The sequence below is a fragment of the Paraburkholderia solisilvae genome, assembly GCF_902859875.1.
Lineage (GTDB): Bacteria > Pseudomonadota > Gammaproteobacteria > Burkholderiales > Burkholderiaceae > Paraburkholderia > Paraburkholderia solisilvae.
In genome coordinates this window covers 86,785-105,727 of sequence record NZ_CADIKF010000020.1, presented here as the reverse complement: position 1 = coordinate 105,727, position 18,943 = coordinate 86,785, and the positions used below count along the sequence as shown (strand labels likewise).

At 64.1% G+C, this 18,943-nt stretch carries 17 protein-coding genes and 2 tRNA genes; 13 read left to right on the top strand and 6 right to left on the bottom strand.

What is annotated here, in order from left to right:
- The first annotated feature begins 68 nt into the window (after window positions 1-68).
- Window positions 69-305, top strand: a complete 237-nt coding sequence (locus HV675_RS14555; RefSeq protein ID WP_377700644.1) for a hypothetical protein — start codon at window positions 69-71, stop codon at window positions 303-305.
- A gap of 158 nt (window positions 306-463) precedes the next feature.
- Here HV675_RS14555 and hfq read toward each other — a convergent pair whose 3' ends face one another.
- Window positions 464-958: an RNA chaperone Hfq gene (hfq, locus tag HV675_RS14550; protein WP_175111614.1), complete on the bottom strand. Its 495-nt coding sequence runs from the start codon at window positions 956-958 to the stop codon at window positions 464-466.
- A 405-nt stretch (window positions 959-1,363) separates the two neighbouring features.
- Here hfq and HV675_RS14545 point away from each other — a divergent pair, with 405 nt between their 5' ends.
- The 6 genes from HV675_RS14545 to HV675_RS14520 all read left to right on the top strand — a co-directional run bounded on the left by HV675_RS14545 (window position 1,364) and on the right by HV675_RS14520 (window position 5,961).
- The gene (locus HV675_RS14545) at window positions 1,364-1,507 is read left to right on the top strand and encodes a hypothetical protein (RefSeq protein WP_175111613.1); all 144 of its coding nucleotides are present in this window, start codon (window positions 1,364-1,366) and stop codon (window positions 1,505-1,507) included.
- 28 nt (window positions 1,508-1,535) lie between these two features.
- Window positions 1,536-2,093 (top strand): RNA polymerase sigma factor, encoded by a 558-nt coding sequence (locus HV675_RS14540; RefSeq protein WP_175111612.1) that lies wholly within the window; start codon window positions 1,536-1,538, stop codon window positions 2,091-2,093.
- Window positions 2,090-2,869: an anti-sigma factor family protein gene (locus HV675_RS14535; protein WP_175111611.1), complete on the top strand. Its 780-nt coding sequence runs from the start codon at window positions 2,090-2,092 to the stop codon at window positions 2,867-2,869. Before HV675_RS14540 ends, HV675_RS14535 begins: the two co-directional genes overlap by 4 nt.
- Before the next feature lie 220 nt (window positions 2,870-3,089).
- Complete coding sequence (locus tag HV675_RS14530; protein ID WP_175111610.1) at window positions 3,090-3,830, top strand: hypothetical protein; 741 nt, start codon at window positions 3,090-3,092, stop codon at window positions 3,828-3,830.
- Window positions 3,831-3,914: 84 nt separating this feature from the next.
- On the top strand, window positions 3,915-5,501 hold the full coding sequence (locus HV675_RS14525; protein WP_175111629.1) for an FAD-binding oxidoreductase: 1,587 nt from the start codon (window positions 3,915-3,917) through the stop codon (window positions 5,499-5,501).
- Window positions 5,502-5,541: 40 nt separating this feature from the next.
- On the top strand, window positions 5,542-5,961 hold the full coding sequence (locus tag HV675_RS14520) for a hypothetical protein (protein WP_175111609.1): 420 nt from the start codon (window positions 5,542-5,544) through the stop codon (window positions 5,959-5,961).
- A 39-nt stretch (window positions 5,962-6,000) separates the two neighbouring features.
- Here the strand turns inward: HV675_RS14520 and HV675_RS14515 are convergent, their stop codons facing one another.
- From HV675_RS14515 to HV675_RS14505, 3 genes are all read right to left on the bottom strand, one after another.
- Window positions 6,001-7,071: a DUF1571 domain-containing protein gene (locus HV675_RS14515; protein ID WP_246270268.1), complete on the bottom strand. Its 1,071-nt coding sequence runs from the start codon at window positions 7,069-7,071 to the stop codon at window positions 6,001-6,003.
- 66 nt (window positions 7,072-7,137) lie between these two features.
- Window positions 7,138-8,919, bottom strand: a complete 1,782-nt coding sequence (locus tag HV675_RS14510; RefSeq protein ID WP_175111608.1) for an AMP-binding protein — start codon at window positions 8,917-8,919, stop codon at window positions 7,138-7,140.
- Between the two features lie 493 nt (window positions 8,920-9,412).
- Window positions 9,413-10,636 carry an MFS transporter gene (locus HV675_RS14505; RefSeq protein ID WP_175111607.1) on the bottom strand — a complete coding sequence of 408 codons (1,224 nt, stop codon included), beginning with the start codon at window positions 10,634-10,636 and terminating at the stop codon, window positions 9,413-9,415.
- Between the two features lie 626 nt (window positions 10,637-11,262).
- Here HV675_RS14505 and HV675_RS14500 point away from each other — a divergent pair.
- The 5 genes from HV675_RS14500 to HV675_RS14480 are packed head-to-tail and all read left to right on the top strand — an operon-like array spanning window position 11,263 to window position 15,328.
- Window positions 11,263-12,510, top strand: coding sequence for an aminotransferase class I/II-fold pyridoxal phosphate-dependent enzyme (locus HV675_RS14500; RefSeq protein ID WP_175111606.1), 1,248 nt, complete (start codon window positions 11,263-11,265; stop codon window positions 12,508-12,510).
- A 16-nt stretch (window positions 12,511-12,526) separates the two neighbouring features.
- The gene (locus tag HV675_RS14495; protein WP_175111605.1) at window positions 12,527-13,393 is read left to right on the top strand and encodes a class I SAM-dependent methyltransferase; all 867 of its coding nucleotides are present in this window, start codon (window positions 12,527-12,529) and stop codon (window positions 13,391-13,393) included.
- A complete protein-coding gene (locus tag HV675_RS14490) occupies window positions 13,390-14,544 on the top strand; it encodes an acyltransferase family protein (protein WP_175111604.1) in 1,155 nt (384 codons plus the stop codon). The genes HV675_RS14495 and HV675_RS14490 overlap by 4 nt, the downstream gene beginning before the upstream one ends.
- A gap of 17 nt (window positions 14,545-14,561) precedes the next feature.
- Window positions 14,562-14,897, top strand: coding sequence for a DMT family transporter (locus tag HV675_RS14485; protein WP_246270267.1), 336 nt, complete (start codon window positions 14,562-14,564; stop codon window positions 14,895-14,897).
- 2 nt (window positions 14,898-14,899) lie between these two features.
- On the top strand, window positions 14,900-15,328 hold the full coding sequence (locus HV675_RS14480) for a DUF5360 family protein (protein WP_175111603.1): 429 nt from the start codon (window positions 14,900-14,902) through the stop codon (window positions 15,326-15,328).
- Window positions 15,329-15,559: 231 nt separating this feature from the next.
- Here HV675_RS14480 and HV675_RS14475 read toward each other — a convergent pair.
- Both HV675_RS14475 and HV675_RS14470 read right to left on the bottom strand, forming a co-directional pair.
- Window positions 15,560-15,646 (bottom strand) — tRNA-Leu (locus HV675_RS14475).
- A gap of 443 nt (window positions 15,647-16,089) precedes the next feature.
- Window positions 16,090-16,176 (bottom strand) — tRNA-Leu (locus HV675_RS14470).
- 279 nt (window positions 16,177-16,455) lie between these two features.
- Here HV675_RS14470 and rnr point away from each other — a divergent pair.
- Window positions 16,456-18,921 (top strand): ribonuclease R, encoded by a 2,466-nt coding sequence (gene rnr / locus HV675_RS14465; RefSeq protein WP_175111602.1) that lies wholly within the window; start codon window positions 16,456-16,458, stop codon window positions 18,919-18,921.
- Window positions 18,922-18,943: the final 22 nt, after the last annotated feature.

Below are 18,943 nucleotides of genomic sequence, written 5' to 3'. Positions count from 1 at the left end.
CAGCTCGGTCGCACGATAACGGCTCGCGCGTTGCGGGCCGCTCGCCTGCGCACCGACGAGGCAACGCAATGATGGAGACGAACGGATCCGGTCGCACGCCGCGACGCAATGCGTCACACGTGGTGGATGCGGAACTGGAACATCTGGAATGGGCGACGCAGCAGCCGATGCTGGATATCCTCGACGCACGATATTGGCAGCGCCGCGTCATGGCCTTGCAGAGCGGCTATCAGCTGACGCAGCAACAAGGCATGCGGATCGATCGGATGTTGAAGCGGCTGGTCGGCCCCGGCCCTGACAACTAGCGTCTCGAGCAACCAGCCAACCAGCAAGGCCGGGGCAGAGCGGATGCGCATCGCAGCAGCGCATCCGGACGACACATGCCGCGGGCGAGCCTGGCTGCAGATAGGACAAAGGGCGGTCAACTGCCCGCCCTTTGTCGTTGAACCGGTTACTCCCGCGGTTACTCGTCGTCGCCTGAGCCGCCGTGGTTGGGGTTGGGATTGCTGTTGTTGCCGTGCCCGTGGTTATCGCCGGCGCCGGTGCCGAACAGGCGCCGCCGGCGCGTCACGACGACCGGCGCGTCGCTGCCGGAACGCTCGGGCGCGCCCGGCGCCGCGCCGTACGACTCGCGTGGTTCACGCGGTTCACGGGGCTCGCGCGGTTCGCGATGCGACCCGTGTGTACCATGCGGCCCGCGCGATGTGTGTTCGCCGTGCGACGGGCGGCCGGCGCGCGGCCCCGGACGTGTGCCCGTGTCGAGCTGGATGGTCGAGATGGCGCGCTTGTAGATGCCCTGCAGCCCGACAGGCGTGCGCAGCATCACCAGGTACTGATCGAACGACTCGATGCACCCCGTCAGACGGATACCATTGACGAGGTAAATTTCGACGCGCTTTCGTTCTTTGCGCGCAGCGTTCATGAAGTCGTTTTGCGGATGCGATTCTGCGGAAGGCATGGACGAGTATGGGTGGAAGTACGTTTGTTCGCCGGGATTCTACATGGGTCGGCGCATACGCGTGCTGAACGGCGAACCTGACGCCCACTATAACGGCTTGCGCGCGCGGAAGCATCCGTTAAATACGATGTGTAACGTTGCGTTACGAATCTTTGCATTTGGGCCGCAGAGGCCGCGCGTACTGGCGCGAGGGGATGCTTCGTCATCTTCAGGATCGCGCGGATTGGCGGCGCTGGAACGCGATATGGCATAACTTTGAAAAACCGTCGGTGGGGACGGAATAAACCTCGCGCGGATCTCGTTTTGTTCACGTGCAGTTCGTTTTCATGTTCGACGAATACCCCGTTACCCGTCCGGGCCGCAAGGCCCATATCCCTCATAGCCCCACCTCAAGGAGTAAAGCTCATGAAGATGACACGACTCGTCAGAACCGTCTGTGTGCTGGTCGCGCTCGGCGCGACGGCGCTTACAGTGACCGCTTGCGGCGACATGAGCGGCAGCGGCGGCGCGAGCAGCGGCGGCAGTAGCAGCAGCTCCGGCGGATATTGATCCGCAGGCAACGCGTTCTGCCGGCCGGGTGAGTTTCGAAGCGGAGGTGGTGTCCTGGCTCCCGCAGTTGCGCCGCTATGCGCGCGCGCTGACGGGGGATCACGCTTGGGCGGACGATCTGGTTCAGGATACGGCCGAGCGTGCGCTCGCCCGCTGGTCGGCATTTCGGCCGAACAGCAACTTGCGCGCCTGGCTGCTGACGATTCTCCGGCATCTGTATATCGATCAGCTGCGCGTGCGCCGCGAGGTCGCGGTCGACGAGGAAAGCGCGCCATGGCGCAACCTCGAGGCGCCGCACGGCGAGGTCGACGGGTTGGTGCTGCGCGACGTGCAGCGTGCCCTCTACAGTCTGAGCGTCGAGCAGCGTGAAGTGATGCTGCTCGTCTGCGTCGAGGAGCTGAGTTATCAGGAGGCGTCGAGTGCGCTCGGCGTGCCGGTCGGCACCATCATGTCGCGCCTGTCGCGTGCGCGCGAACAGATGCGGCTATGGTTGAGCGGGGGTCCGGATCAGCAAACCCCGCAGCAAAACCCGCAGGAAAATGGTCATAAATCTCCGTCGCTGAAAGTAGTGAGAAATTCTTCATGAACAACGACGCCCGCTATCCTGAATCCGCGCCGAACCTGCGCATGCTGTCAGCGTTCGTCGACGACGAGTTGAGCGAGAACGAGACGGCCGCGGTGCGCGAGCATCTCGCGCATGACGAGCAGGCGGCGGCGCAGGTGGCCGCGTGGCGCGCGCAGAAGGCCGCGCTGCGGGCGCTGTGCGGCGCGACCGTGCGCGACGATTCGCAATTCGTGGTCCTGCATGCGCGCACGCCGTGGTGGCGCAAGGCGGTGCTCGCGGCCTGCTGGCTGGTCGCCGGCGCGGGACTGGCGCTCGCGCTCGGGCCGCTCGTGCCGCGCCTGACGGGCGGCGACACGATGTCGTTCGCGCGCCGCGCGGATATCGCGTATGCGGTCTATACGCCGGAGCGGCGTCATCCGGTCGAGGTCGCCGCGGCCGAAGAAGAACATCTGATCAACTGGTTATCGAAGCGCCTGAACCGGCAGCTGTCGGTGCCGTCGCTGCAGGAGTACGGTTACTCGCTGGTCGGCGGCCGGCTGCTGCCCGGCGAAGCGGGGCCGGCCGCGCAATTCATGTACGAGAATCCGACCGGCGGCCGTCTGACGCTATATGTGACCGGCGTGCCGAAGGACGAGACCGCGTTTCGCCTGTTCCGTGACGGCAACCGCCGCACCTTCTACTGGGTCAACGACGGCATGGGCTATGCGCTGTCCGGTCCGATTGCCGAGGGCAAGCTGCGCACCATCGCAATCGATGTATGCAGCGCATTGGGCGGCCGTCCGGAAGCGTGGCAATAACACATCGCGTACGGAAATACCAGGTAACGAAGATCTGCCGCCGCGACCCGTACGCAGCGGAATAGCAGCGCGCATCATGTCGTTTAGATAGATGCAGGCCTGTCGTGCGGTGCATTGACGCACCCGCACAATAACGGGTCACGCAGGCGAATCGATGGGGTCTTCACGGCGTCGACACGCATTTGTGTCGAACCTGCCGGACCGTCGAGGCGGGATGACGATGCGCACTACTTTCGGACTTGCAGCAGCGTTTTTTGTTTGTGTCGGCAGCGTACTGGCGGGCGGGCCGCCCGCGATGGCCGACGAACCCGAGCCGCCGGTGGTCAGCGCGCCGGCCGATCTGCAGCAGACTGCGCAACAGGACGGCGCGCAACCGGACGAGCTCCCTCAAAATGACAACGAAGCGCCGTCGGGCAACGCGCAGCACGCATTGCTCGGCGATCAGCAGTACGCGCAGCAATTCGCGCAGCCGGCTGAGCAGGCCGACCAGGGTGGCGGGGCCGTACCGGGCCAGGAGGCCGCGCAGGAGTGCCGCGAGGTCAGCGGCGATGCCGATATCGACGGCCAGCAGCAGCCGATCCGAGGCATCGCCTGCCGTCAGCCGGATGGCACGTGGCGCATCCAGCAGCAGGAAGCGGACGACAATGGCGGCGTCGTGTATCCGCCGCCGTACGATCCGTACTATGGGTATGGCTATGGTCCGTATCCGTGGTATCCGTATGATCCGTGGTGGGGGCCGCCGTTCGCGTTCGGGTTCGGTGCGTCGTTCGTGTTCGTCGACCGGTTTCATCATTTCCATCACATCAATCATGTCCATATCGGGCGTCCGTTCCACTACGGCCATGCCGGTTTTCACGGCGATTTCCGCGGCGGTTTCCGCGGTGGATTCGGTGGCAACTTCCACGGCGGCTTTCGCGGCGGCGGAGGGGGTTTTCACGGCGGAGGGGGCGGTCACCGCTAGCGAGCGTGGCGGGTCCGCGCGGCGCGTAGCGGGATGCGCGGTTGTACCGGCGCAGGGCAAGCGGCGCGCGGAGACGTTCGCATGATGCCGCCCGCGATCCGCATCCTGCCGCCGGGCGTGACGACGGCGCAGTTCGACCGCGCGCTCACGCGCTGGCAGTCGATCGTCGGCAGCGAGCACGTGCTCGATGGCGCGGCGCTCACGCCGTATCTCGATCCGTTCGCGCCCGGACCGGCGGGCGATGCGTGCGTGCCGTCGGCCGCGTTGCTGCCGGCATCGGTCGAAGAGATCCAGGCGATCCTGCGGGTCGCGAACGAATCCCGCATTCCGCTGTGGACGGTATCGACCGGCCGCAACTATGCATACGGCGGCGCCGCGCCGCGTCTGGCGGGTTCGGTCGTGGTGGACCTGCAGCGCATGAACCGCGTGCTCGCGGTCGACGAGACGCTCGCGTATGCGCTCGTCGAACCGGGCGTCAGCTACTTCGATCTCTACAACTATCTGCGCGAGCACGGCCACAAGCTATGGGTCGATCCGCCGGCCGCCGGCTGGGGCAGCGTGGTCGGCAATACGCTCGAGCGCGGCTTCGGCTACACCGCGTACGGCGACCACGCGGCGACGCAGTGCGGGATGGAAGTGGTGCTCGCGAACGGCGACGTGGTGCGCACCGGCATGGGCGGCATCGAGATCGGCACGTCGTGGCAGGTGTACCGGCCGGGCTACGGGCCCTCGTTCGATCCGATGTTCATGCAGTCGAACTACGGGATCGTCACGAAGATGGGCCTGTGGCTGATGCCCGCGCCGCCCGCGTATCGGCTCGGCGAGATCCAGTTTCACGACGAGCGCGATCTCGAAGCGATCGTCGATATCCTGCGGCCGTTGCGGCTCGACGGCACCATCACCAATCACGCGGTGATCGAAGGCGGCCTGCGCCGTGCGGCGGGTCTGTCGCCGCGTTCGCAGTGGTACGACGGCGACGGCGCGATGCCCGACGGCGCGATCGACGCGATGCTGAAGAAGCTCGACGTCGGCCGCTGGAATCTGCACTACGCGCTATACGGCGCGCCCGAGCTGATCGATGCGCGGCAGGCGATTGTCGAGCGCGCGTTCGCCCGCATCCCGCATGCGTCGATGTCCGCGAAAACGTACACCGGCGATGCGCAGCCGACCGGCGGCGGCGACCGCAATCTCGCGGGCATTCCCGCGATGACCGCGTTTCGCATGCTCGACTGGCGCGGCGGCACCGGCGCGCATATCGACTTCTCGCCGATCTGCCCGGCGAGCGGCCGCGATGCGTTGCGTCAATACATGATGGTGAAGGGGCGCGCCGCCTCGTTCGGCTTCGACTACTACGGCGGCTTTACCGCCGGCGTGCGGCATCTGCATCATATTTTCGCGGCAATTTTCAATCGCGACGACGCGCCGCAAAGCGAACGGGCCGGCGACCTGATACGCGCGCTGATGAGCGATATTCGCGCGGCGGGCTATGGCGAATACCGCTCGCATCTGGTGCATATGGACTATGCGGCCGCGCAGTACAGCTTCAACGAAGGCGCGTTGCTGCGCCTGTCGGAAACGGTGAAGGACGCGCTCGACCCGGCCGGGATTCTGTCGCCGGGCAAGCAGGGCATCTGGCCGCGCGCGTGGCGCGACAAGCGGGGCTATACATGATGGCTTGCGTACGCCGCGCTCGCGCGGCAAGGAGCGGGCGATGAACCGGCGCACCTTCGTTGCGGCTGGCGCGTGGTATTCGGGCGGCATGCGAATGCCGGCGTGGCTGGCCGGCGTCTGTGTTGCGGCGGATCGTGCGGCGCCGTCCGGCCCGGCGCGCTCGCGCGAAACGCTCGCGATATTCGATGCGGCGCTGGCGCAAGCCGGCGCCTTCGCCGACGAGGCGCTGCGGCTGCGCATGCCGATCTTCGACAGCGGTGACGACATCGGCACGTTGTGGCACATGACGCTTGCGCCACGGCTTGCGCATGCGCCGGCGGTGCTGATCGGCTTCACCCGCGCGTCGGATTTCTTCGTGCTGACGCGTCTTGCGTCGCGCCCGGGCCGGCTCGTTGCGGCCGCAACCGACGCGAGCCGGCCGCATGCGGACGCGCCGGTGTCCTTCGTGATGTCTGTGTGAGGTGACGGGGCCGCCGGCAAGCGTGCCGCGCATCCGGGTTCAGAAGCGGTATGCGGGGTTCTTCGGATCAAACGTTTCGTCGTCGAAGGTTTTCGGCGCGATCGTCTGGAAGACGATGCGCTCGAAAATGCGTCCGTCGTTGTCGTAGGATTCGACGGTGCGAAAGTACGGATGCCGCAGATCGAGGCCGAGCGTTTCCTTCTTCGCATAGAACTGCGGCATGCCGGTGCTCGTCTCGTACGTGAACGCGACGACGCGCACGCCTTCGAGCGTCTTGACCTCGATGCGCGTGGGCCGCGTGACGCCCGCCTGCGCATATTTTTCGCCTTCCGACAGAAACTGCCGCGCGATGTATTCGGTGCCGAGATCGCTGACCTGGTGATTCGATTGCGTGCGCGCCAGCGCGCCGTTCAGCGATGCCCACACCGGCAGGATATTCAGGATACCGCCGAGATGGCCGTACATTTCGTCGCTGCGGCGGGTCTCGTCATAGATGATTTCTTGTCCCGCGTGTGCGCCGTCGGGCAGCCATTTCGCGTAGATCCGCAGCGGGTAGCGCGTGACGCGCACCAGCATATGGTCGGGCCGGCTCGGCCACACGCCGCGAATGCGCTCCTGGCGAATCATCGTGAACTCATACGACGGATAACCGTTCGGGCCGTCCTGCACGTAGCGTGGAACCGTCAGCGCGTCGAGCGACTGGAAGAGCGTAGTGAGCTCCGCATCGTCGAGCTTTTCGAGCAGGCCGCTTTGCGCGGCCTGGCGCAGCCATCGCACCTGCTCGTCGGGTTTGAGCTTCGCGGCTTCGTTCGGTGGAACCTTGGGTGCGGCGACGTCGGTTCGGGGCGTGCTCGCCGCGCCGCCCGATCCATTAGCAACGGCTGTGCTGTTCGATGCTGCCGATGAGGCCGCTGCGGAAGGTGTCACGGAAGGTGTTACTGAAGGCGCCACGGAAGGCGCCGGCTCGAGCGTCGCGCTCGCCGCCGGCGCGCCGTTTTCCTCGGCGATTGCGGCGGCGGCCACTGCGCATGCCGCCATACAGGCGAGCCGGACAAGCGCGCGCATGAGCGGTGCGCGGCGAGTCGGATTCGTCGGTGGCGGGTGCGGCATCAATGGACTCCCTCATGAACCGGGGGCTGGATTGGTGACGGCCACGTGCGCCGCACATACGTAGTATCAGGCAGGTTTTTGCCTGGCGAGTTCCTGATCGCGCAACTCGCGCCGCAGAATCTTGCCGACATTGGTTTGCGGCAGCGCGTCGCGAAACTCGACGAGCTTCGGCACCTTGTAGCCCGTCAGGTTCTTGCGGCAGTGTTCGATTATCTGCGCTTCGGTCAACGCACGGTTGCGCGGCACGACAAACACCTTCACGCGTTCGCCCTGCAGCGCGTCGGGCACACCGATCGCCGCGACCTCGCGCACATCCGGATGCATCGCGATCACGTCTTCGATTTCGTTCGGGTAAACGTTGAAGCCGGAGACGAGAATCATGTCCTTCTTGCGGTCGATCAAGCGGATATAACCGTGTTCGTTCATCACGCCGACGTCGCCGGTGGCGAGCCAGCCGGCATCGTCGAGCACCTTCGCGGTTTCGTCCGGACGGTTCCAGTAACCTTTCATCACTTGCGGACCCTTCACGCACAATTCGCCCGGCTCATCTATACCCGCCCAACTGCCATCGTCCTTGCGAAAACGCACGATGGTCGACGGCGCGGGCAGACCGATCGAGCCGTCGAAGTCGCGCAAGTGCTTCAGGTTGACCGGATTCATCGTGACGATCGGCGAACACTCGGTGAGTCCGTAACCTTCGACGACCGGTTTGCCGGTCACCGCCTTGAAGCGCTCGGCGACCGCCTTCTGCATCGCCATGCCGCCCGCCATCGCGAGCTTGAGCTTCGAGAAGTCGCGCTTGCAGAATGCGTCGTTGTCGAGAAAGGCGTTGTATAGCGTATTGACGGCCGTGATGCCCGTGAAAGTTTCGTGACGGATCACCTTCATCACGCGCTGCGTGTCGCGTGGGTTCGCAATCAGAATATTGCGGCCGCCGAGCAGCATGAAGATCATCGCGTTCAACGTGAGCGAGTAGATGTGATAAAGCGGCAAGGGCGTGAGCACGGTTTCGATGTCGCCGGACAATTCGCTTTCCGACCACGCCTTCGCCTGCAGCACATTCGCGATGATGTTGCGGTGCGTGAGCATCGCACCTTTCGCGACGCCGGTGGTGCCGCCCGTGTACTGCAGGAACGCGATGTCGGTCGGGTTCACCGGTGTCGGCGTGGGCGCGCGGCGCGCACCGGTCGCGAGCGCGTCGCGCAGACGGATCGCTTGCGGCAGCCGGTACGCGGGCACCATCTTTTTCACGTGCTTCATCAGCGCGTTGATGCAGCGGCCCTTCACGTTCAGACCGCCGGCGAGCAGGTCGCCGAGCGCGGTGACCACCACGTTCTGTACGCGCGAGCCCGGCAGCGCGTCTTCGACGGTCTTCGCGAAGTTCTCGAACACGACGATGGTCTGCGCACCGCTGTCCTTCAACTGATGCGCGAGTTCGCGCACGGTATAGAGCGGATTCACGTTGACCACCACCGCGCCCGCCTTGAGACTGCCGAACAGCACGACCGGATACTGGAAGGTGTTCGGCAACATGATGGCGACGCGCTCGCCCGGCTTCACACCGATGCTTTGCAGCCAGCTCGCGAACGCATTCGCCTTGCGCGCGAGTTCGCCGTAAGTGAGGTTGGCGCCGACGCTCACGTACGCGACGCGCTCGCGATATTTCTGCGTGCATTCGTCGAAGAGCTGCACGATCGATGCGTACTGCGTGACGTCGATTTCATGCGGCACGCCCGGCGCATAGGATGCGAACCAGAGGCCGTCGGTAGCGGGCGCCGGTAGCGGCGCCGCATGCGATACGCGTACCTCCGTGGCCAACGGCGGCAGCGACTGGGTCAAGGTGGGCATGACGGTCTCCTTGGGCTTTTGTGTTTTATCGGTTGTACAGACAGTATGGCTGCCGATCGATCGGTGCGGAAGCTTTTCGCCACTGCGCGCCACGCATCGCGCAGTCAGCGCGCAGTCAGCGCGCAGTCAGCGCTCAAGCAGCGCGTAGGCAGCGGGCGCGGCGCGCGGGCGACGTTCGGACGGCACCCGGATCGCGCATGCCGGTCGCATTCGTCGCACGCTGTATGTTTGCGGCGCGTTGCTGCCGGACTGCGGGTTCACCCGCATGCGCGACCCATGCACCGCTGCGTCGCGGCGCGTTCGCGAAACAACCCGGTGCTCGAGGATACGGAACGCGACGACGATCGGGCAAGAGAGCGGCGTCGGTAAAGCCTTCTAACAGGCTGGGTGGAGGAGCACCATGCGTCGGCGTTGCTGAGCGATGAAAAAGGCCGTGCCGATCAGATCGGCACGGCCTTGGGTGCGTGCTGAAAGAAGCGCGAACCGGCCGCGCTCAGTGAGTGGCGGCGGCGACCTGTTCGGCGGATTGAGTCATGTCGATGCCGCGCCGCTCCCGGCTAAAGAGGATCATCACCGCGATCACGACCGCCACCGTGCCTGCGACGACCGCCATCGCGAGTCCATAGTTATTGTTGTTCGACACGGCGAACGAGGCCTGCATCGTCGCGTTGACCGACGCGAGCAGGTTGCCCAGCTGGTAGACGAGACCCGGGAAGGTCGCGCGAATCTCATCCGGCGAAATTTCGTTCAGGTGCACCGGGATCACCCCCCACGCGCCTTGCACGGAAATCTGCATCAGGAACGCGCCGAGCGCGAGCATCACCGCGGTCGTCGAAAAGGCCCACAGCGGCAGCACCGGCAGCGCGATCAGCGCGGCGATGCAGATCGCGCGGCGGCGGCCGATCTTCTCCGACATCGAGCCGAACAGCAGACCGCCGACGATGGCGCCGATGTTCAGCGTGATCGCGATCAGCGAGACCGTATGCGGATCGAAATGATGCTGTTCGCGCAGGAAGGTCGGATACAGATCCTGCGTGCCGTGCGAGAAGAAGTTGAACGCGGTCATCAGGATGATCGCGTAGATGGACAACACCCAGTTGCGCTTGAGGGTGACAAGCAGGCCCGGACGCGCCTTCTTCTCCATCGCGACCCACGCCGGCGACTCGCGCACGCTCGAGCGCACATACAGCACGAGCAACGCCGGCACGACGCCGACGAAAAACATGCCGCGCCAGCCGATGTACTGATAGAGCACGCCGAACACAATGGACGCGAGCAGATAGCCGCTCGGGTAGCCCGCCTGCAGCAGGCCGGACACGAAGCCGCGCGCTTTCGCGGGCACCGTTTCCATGGTCAGCGCGGAGCCGACGCCCCATTCGCCGCCCATCGCGATGCCGAACAGCGCGCGCAGCACGATCAGCGTCGTCAGGTTGGGCGCGAAGCCGGACAGCAACTCGAGCAGCGAGTAGCACGCGATGTTGATCATCAGCGTCGGGCGGCGCCCGAACTTGTCGGCGAGTCGGCCGAAGATCAGCGCGCCGAGCGGACGCATCGCGAGCGTCAGCGTAATCGCGAACGCAACATCGGGAATCTTCACGCTGAATTCGGCGGCGATATCTTTCAGAACAAAAACCATCAGAAAGAAATCGAACGCGTCGAGTGTCCAGCCGAGATACGCGGCGATCGTGACGTTTCGTTGTTCGCGGGTCCAGGTCATCGTCGTTGTTCTCCTCTTGCAGTTGTCGCTTTACGTGTTGAGCAATACGGATCGCGCCGCGTACCCCGTGACGCGGCCGCGGGTCGAGTGTACGCCGACCGTTAAGCGCCTGCATGTAAATGCGCATGAATCAGTGGTATTCCCTGGGCAGTGCCAATGCATTTTTTGTGCCTCGTTCTGCTGATGTAATAAATGTACCTTTCCAGATATGTATTGGTAAGTATTTGGTAATGAAAGGGGCGCTCAACTTCGCTTTTCGCGTGTAAGTTTCGCGCTCGAATTGGCGCTTCCCGAACCCGGGCGCGTACCTGCAAACCGCGTTTGTCGTCGCAAAAATTACAATTCGATTTCAATATCGGCGATGTGCGGTCAAGCTGTTCTGTTGAATAGGTTCGCTTACCGAACGAAGCCACGATACTTGCGCGGCGGTCGACACCTTGTTCGTCGAATAAGGGATCAAAAAATCCGTATGTATTAATAAGGCATGCGAATCATAAGAATGATATTGAGAAGCCTCCTAAATTTTCTGGCGTTGTTAGGAACCTTCTAATGTCGTCGACATGAAGCATGCGACTCAATTCAGATCCTGGCGCAATGGACCGCGCTTACATACGAGGGGCGTAGGCATGCATCGCAAGTTGATGCCGATCACACGATCAGGCGAAGGTTGGTATCGCGACGATCGGCGCTATCGGGTATTCCAGAAAATCATGGCGCAGGCGGGCACTTCGCTCGGCTATTTCGAACCGCGCTATTCGCCGAATGGACATGTGATTTCCGACCGGACGGGGGCGGAGATCATCAACTTTTCCGGCTACGACTACCTGAGCCTTATCCGTCATCCGGATGTCAGACACGCGGCTCGCGATGCCGTCGAACGATTCGGCTCGAGCGCGGGCGCGAGCCGCCTCGTGTCCGGAGAGACGCCTTTGCATAAAGCGCTGGAATCGCGCATTGCGCGCTTCGTCGGTGTCGAAAGCGCGCTGAGCTTTGTCAGCGGGCACGGCACCAACGTGACCATCATCGGCTTCCTGTTCGGCAAGGGCGACCTGATCCTGCACGACGCCTGCATCCACAACAGCGTGCTTGAAGGAATCAGGCTGTCCGGCGCCGAGCGATGGAGTTTCGCGCACAACGACGTGCAGGATCTGGAACGCAAGCTCGCAAGCGCCGGCAGATTCAAAAATGTTCTGGTTGTCGTCGAAGGGGTGTACAGCATGGACGGCGATGTGCCGGATCTGGCCGGTATCGTCGATCTGCGCACGCGGCATGATTTCGTGCTGATGGTGGATGAGGCGCATGCGCTCGGCACGGTGGGTCGAACCGGACACGGCATTGCCGAACACTGCCGGGTGTCGCCGCAGCAGGTCGATCTCTGGATCGGTACGCTGAGCAAGACACTCGTGAGCTGCGGCGGCTATGTGGCCGGCAGGCGGGATCTGATCGATTTTCTCAAGTACAACTGCCCGGGATTTGTGTTCAGCACCGGGTTGCCGCCCGTCAATGCGGCGGCGGCGCTCGCGGCCCTGACGATTCTCGAACGCTCGCCGGAACGGGTGCTGGAACTGCAGGACAAGGCCGCCTATTTTCAGCGGCAGGCGCGGCTGGCTAACCTGAATATCGGCACCGCGGGCAGCACGCCGGTTTTCCCGGTCTATCTGCCGCAGGACGCGGCGATCGCCGCGGGCGGCGCGCTGCGTGCGCAAGGCATCAATACGTTTCCGATTATTTATCCGGCCGTGCCGAAGCACGCGGCCCGTGTGCGCTTTTTCATCAACCGTGATCACCGCTATGAGCAGCTTGACCGCGCGATCGGCGTGCTCAGCGATTTCATCACCTGTCACGCGACGCCGGCCGCAGGCTATGCCGTCTGAAGGGAAGCCCTCGACCATGAAAATTCTCAACACCGCCCGGGTTGCGTTCAACACGGTGCGCTGGAACATCACGAACAATTTTGCCGATGTCCGCGCCGATTACGATGCCGCATCGTCCACCTACGATGACTACTACGGCCGCTATCTGGGCACCGTGACCGATGAGTTCGCGGCAGCCATCCCGTTGACGGGCGCCGAACGCGTGCTGGAGCTGGCGGCCGGCACCGGCCGGCTCACCGGCGCGATCTGCCGGCGGCTCGGGGCGGGCGCGCACGTCACGGCGGTCGATCTGTCCGAACGCATGCTGGCCTTGAACGAGATGAAGCACGCTGTGCTGCGCGAGCCGCGCATCGATTTCCGGCAAGGCGACGCGCTGCGCGTGATCGCCGAGCAGGAGGACGAATCGATCGATGCGGTGCTGTGCGCGTGGGGCATCTGCTATTTCAATCACGACGCGTTTCTGTCGCAGGTTCAGCGCGTGCTCAGACCGGGCGGCATGCTCGCGCTCATTGAAAATCGCAAGTGCACGCTGAACGAAGTGAGTAACCTGTTCGAGCGTCTCGTCATCAGCCGGCCCGCGTATCTCAGGAAAGCGATCAGGCTCAACCTGCCGGAGGATGCCGCGTCGCTCGCGCGCAAATTCTGTTCGGATGCGCTTCACGCGATTTCGCAATGGGACGGCGGACTGGATATTCCGTACACGGCGGCGTCCGAAGTCCGCGAATACATGCTGAAATCGGGTGCGTCCGCGGGCTTTCTGGATGCGATCGAACCTGCGTATCGCGACGAGTTTCTCGACGCGTTCGAACGGCTCGTCGCGGAGCAACCGCGACGCGTTCCGCTGCTTCATCAGTACAGTGCGCTGATCGCTCGAAAGCGATGAGTGCGCGTGCCGCTGCGGCGTGGCAGATCTCGCACGGCGATTGGGCCGCGCTGACCGCGATCCGGGGACTCGCCGCCTGTTACGTGATGCTCAGCCATATCTGGTTTCAGGTATGGCCTGCGGTCGCGCCGCCGTTCGGCTACGGCGCGGCGCCCGATGGCGTCTGGCTGCGGGCGACCGGATGGCTGTACTACGGACATTACGCGGTCGTCGTGTTTATTGTGCTGAGCGGATTTTCGCTCGCCGCCAGTTGCAGGATGGCGCTGCCTCGGGCCGAGTTCCGGGCGTTCGTCTGGCGGCGCTTCATGCGCATCGGTCCGCCGTACTACGCGGCGCTCGCTTTCTCGTGCGCGGTGATCTGGCTGACGGGCGACGGCAAAACGGGATCGCAGTGGGACATCAGCGTGCCTGTGACGGCCGCCGGCCTCGTGTCGCACGTCGCGCTGCTGCAGGATTTTGTCGAAAGCACGCAGATCAACTACGCGATGTGGTCGGTGGCGGCCGAGTTTCATCTGTATCTGTGCTTTCCGTTCCTGCTGCGCGTGTGCGCGAACGCGCCGTGGTGGTCGCTGGTGGTGGTGTACGGCATTGTCTATGGGGCGATCGCGTGGCTCGCGCCGATCGCGGGCGCGGATTTTCCGGTGGCCTATCTGGGCTTGTGTGCGCACTTCTACGCCGGCATCTGGGCCTGTCGTCAGCGCATGCGCGGCAGCCCGATGCGGCGATCGCGCGCGATGACGTCGGGTGTCGCGTTGCTGTGCGTGCTGATCGCGGTGTCTGTCGCGCTTGGCTTTGACGCGTCCGAGCGTTGGCTCGCGTGGCTGGATGGGCTGTGCGCGGCGGGCGCCGTGCTCCTGCTATGGGGCGTGACAGCGCGCACCGGTCGCGTCCCGGTGCCGAGACTGCGCGTGTGGCAAGGCGTCGGCGAATTCTCGTATTCGCTCTATCTGACGCATGCGCCGGTGATTTTCATCCTGTGGTCGTTCGTCAGCGCTTTTGTGAGTTCGCCGCCGTGGATATGGGTCACGCTCAGCGTCATCGGTCCGCCCGTTTGTCTGGGGCTTGCGCGTCTGTTTCACCGTTGTTTCGAAGCGCCGTTTGTCAATCGTCAGCGGCCCGCGCGGGCGTGCGCCGCGCATCTCAATCAATGACGGAGTGCATCCTGAACATGTTGTCGTCGCTTTATCTTGCCATTGCGATCGGTGCCGAAGTCGTCGCGACGAATGCGCTGCGGCTGTCGGCGGGCTTCCGATACTGGCCCGCCGTCGCTGCAACCGCGACCGGCTATCTTTGCGCGTTCTATTTCCTCGGCCTGTCGCTGCGGCATATTCCGATTGGCGCGGCGTACGCGATCTGGTCCGGTGCGGGCACCGTGCTGACGGTGATCATCGGTTATGCGTTCTTTCGTGACAGCGTTCCACTTGTGTCGCTGTGCGGAATCGCGTTGGTCGTGGTCGGCGTTGTGCTTATCCAGGTCGGCCGTCCGGCTATCACGGCGGCGTGAACATGGGCTCAACGACGAATTGGCGTGAGCAGCGGAACTGGCGCTTTGTCTGTTTGTATCTGCTGATGGTCGACATCGGATTGCTGGTGTACTGGGCAGTCGCGATTGCCGACGTGTTGCCGGCCGCGTGGCTGTTCAAGGGCTATCGCGATCCGACGATTTCAGCGTGGAACTGGTCTTTTTTGCCGTTGGATCTGCTTGCGTCCGTGACCGGTCTTGCGGGTGTCGCATGCGCACGCAGCGAGCGGCAAGCGCTTGGCGAATGTCTGATTCTGCTCAGCTTGTGCCTGACCTTCTGTGCGGGGTTGATGGCGCTCTCGTTCTGGGCGCTGACCGCCGATTATGACCCTTCGTGGTGGGGCGCCAATGCTTGTCTGATGGTGCCTTCGGCGTTGCTGCTGGCTGTGCGGCTGGGCGGCGTTCGCGGGTAGGGGAGCGTGCCGGGGCAGGCGCTTTGCTTCCTGGGCGCAGAAATGAAAAAGGCCGGCATCTGCCGACCTTTTTTGAATCCTGGTGCCCAGGAGAGGACTCGGTCACGCGAGCGCGACCCCGGCTGCGCTTGCAAGCGCAGCCTTTCGAGTCCTCCCGCAAAGCGCGCAGGCGCTTTGCTTCCTGGGCGTAAAAATGAAAAAGGCCGGCATGCGCCGACCTTTTTGAATCCCTGGTGCCCAGGAGAGGACTCGAACCTCCACGGTGTTGCCACCGCTAGGACCTGAACCTAGTGCGTCTACCAATTCCGCCACCTGGGCATGTTTCAGGCTAGACCGCTATTGTAGCGAGATGATGCAATGTGTCAATTGGGAGTGGATAAAAAGCCGCCCAAAACCCCGTTGCTTCCGCGCGCACAAATGAAAAAAGGCCGGCGTACCGCCGACCTTTTAAAATCCTCGTGCCCAGGAGAGGACTCGGTCACACAGGCGCGACCCCGGCTGCGCTTGCAAGCGCAGCCTTTCGAGTCCTCCCGCAAAGCGCGCAGGCGCCTTGCTTCCTGGGCGCACAAATGAAAAAAGGCCGGCGTGCCGCCGACCTTTTTTAAATCCTGGTGCCCAGGAGAGGACTCGGTCACACGGGCGCGACCCCGGCTGCGCTTGCAAGCGCAGCCTTTCGAGTCCTCCCGCAAAGCGCGCAGGCGCTTTGCTTCCTGGGCGCACAAATGAAAAAAGGCCGGCATGCGCCGACCTTTTTAGAATCCTGGTGCCCAAGAGAGGACTCGAACCTCCACAGTGTTGCCACCGCTAGGACCTGAACCTAGTGCGTCTACCAATTTCGCCACCTGGGCAGGTGTCTTCGCCATCCAGCGCCTAAATACATGCGCCTCGCAGCAAAGACCGCAATTATAGCCGTATGACAAAACCTGTCAAGCGCTGCGCGAAACTCACCCCTGGCCTGCCGAACGCATGCGACAAGGCCCGCGCACCCGGCCTGCGACGCGCTTTGCATTAAGAGACGGATGATAGAATGGCCCGCAGCAGTACGTTGACAGGGCGAGCCAGGCATACCGCGCCGCCGCACGTCATCCGCCGACGTCCACGCACCGAGAACAATCATCGATAAGCCCTTGAGCAAATATCCGTATCCGATTCCAAGCCGCGAAGAAATCCTCGGCGTGCTGCGCACGAGCGAAACGCCGCTCGCTGCGAACGACATCGCCGAGGCGCTTTCCATCAAGCGCCAGGAGCGCGAAGGCTTCTTCAAGCGTCTGGCCGCGATGGAACGCGACGGCCAGATCCGGCTCGATCAGCGAGGGCATTACCAGCTGACCCATCCGTCGAATTTCGTCGCCGGCCGCGTGCAAGGGCATCGCGACGGCTACGGCTTTCTCGTGCGCGACGACGGCCAGGACGACCTGTTCCTGCCCACCGGCGAAATGCAGAAGGTGATGCACAACGACCGCGTGCTCGCGCGCATCGTCGGTTACGACCGGCGCGGGCGGCCGGAAGGGCATATCGTCGAGGTCACCGACCGCGCGAACAAGCGCGTGATCGGGCGCCTGCTCAACGAGAACGGCGCGCTGATCGTCGCGCCCGAAGACAAGCGCATCGGCCACGATATCCTGATCACGCAGAACACCAAGAAGGCCAAGGTCGGCCAGGTGGTGGTGGTCGAGCTGACCGACTTTCCGAGCCGCCATTCGCAACCGCTCGGGCGCGTCGCCGAAGTGCTCGGCGATATCGACGACCCGGGCATGGAAATCGAAATCGCGGTGCGCAAGTACGGCGTGCCGCACGAGTTCAGCCAGGCTGCGCTCGACACGGCCGCGGCGCTGCCCGACGAAGTGCGCCCCGCGGATATCCGCCACCGCATCGACCTGCGCGACGTGCCGCTCGTCACGATCGACGGCGAAGACGCGCGCGACTTCGACGACGCCGTGTATTGCGAACCGGTCAAGGTGGGCCGCGGCGACGGCTTCCGGCTGGTCGTCGCGATCGCCGACGTGTCGCACTATGTGCTGCCGCGCAGCGGCCTCGATATCGACGCGATCGAACGCAGCACGTCCGTGTACTTTCCGCGCCGCGTGATTCCGATGCTGCCGGAAAAGCTGTCGAACGGGCTGTGCTCGCTGAACCCGCACGTCGACCGCTGCGTGCTGGTGTGCGACATCGTGATCACCGCGCGCGGCGAGATCAAGGCGTACCAGTTCTATCCGGGCGTGATGCATTCGGCCGCGCGTCTCACGTATACCGAAGTGGCCGCGGTGCTCACCAACACCAAGGGCCCGGAAGCCGCGCGCCGCGCGTCGCTGCTGCCGCATCTGCAGAATCTGTATGGCGCGTACAAGGCGCTGTTCGCCGCCCGGCAGAAGCGCGGCGCGATCGACTTCGATACGACGGAAACGTACATCGTCTGCAATGCGCAGGGCAAGATCGAGCAGATCGTGCCGCGCCATCGCAACGACGCGCACAAGCTGATCGAAGAATGCATGCTGGCCGCCAACGTCTGCGCAGCCGACTTCATGAAGCGCAACAAGCACGCCGGGCTCTATCGCGTGCACGCCGGGCCGACCGCCGAGCGGCTCGAAAACCTGCGCACGTTCCTGCGCGGCATGGGCCTGACGCTGACCGGCGGAGAAACACCGCACGCGAGCGACTACGCGGCGCTGATGGCGCATATCCGCGACCGGCCCGACGCGCAGATGCTGCAGACCATGCTGCTGCGCTCGATGCAGCAGGCCGTCTACAGCCCGGACAACATCGGTCACTTCGGTCTCGCGTACGAGGCGTATGCGCACTTCACGAGCCCGATTCGCCGTTATCCGGATCTGCTCACGCACCGCGCGATCTACGCGATCCTGCAAGGGCGCAAATACCAGCCGGAAGCGCCCGAAGGCGTCGTGCTGAACACCGCGCTGTCGCCGCGCGCCCGCGCAATGCAGGCCGACGACGAAAAGCGCGCCGGCCGCCGCCGCGAGAACACCGCGATCTGGGAAGAGCTCGGTCTGCATTGTTCGTCGAACGAGCGGCGCGCCGACGAAGCATCGCGGGACGTCGAGGCGTGGCTCAAGTGCTATTTCATGCGCGACAAGCTGGGCGAAGAGTATGGCGGGATGGTGAGCGGCGTCACGTCGTTCGGCATCTTCGTGCAACTCGATGCGCTCTTTATTGAAGGCCTCGTGCACGTCACCGAGCTCGGCTCCGATTATTTCCAGTACGACGAAATTCGCAACGAACTGCGCGGTGAACGCACGGGCATCCGTTACCGGCTGTCGGACCGCGTGCGCGTGCAGGTGAGCCGCGTCGATCTGGACGCGCGCAAGATCGATTTCCGCCTCGTGCGCGACACGCCGATCAAACCGCCGTCGAGCCGGGGCGCGGCGCTCGAGAAATCGGGCGGCGAGCGCGGCAACGGCGGGCCGCGCGTACGCGCGCTGGCGGCGGCTGATGGCGCGCATCGCAAGAAGGCGGCCCCCGCGCCGAGCGCCGCGGTGAAGGAAGCGCGCGCGGCGCGCGGCGCGGCGAAAAAGCGTTCCGCGTCGCGTGCGGCGCCGGCGAAGTCCGCCAAGGGACCGTCCAGAAAGAAGCGCTGACGCGCGCCGTTCGCGTTCAGCG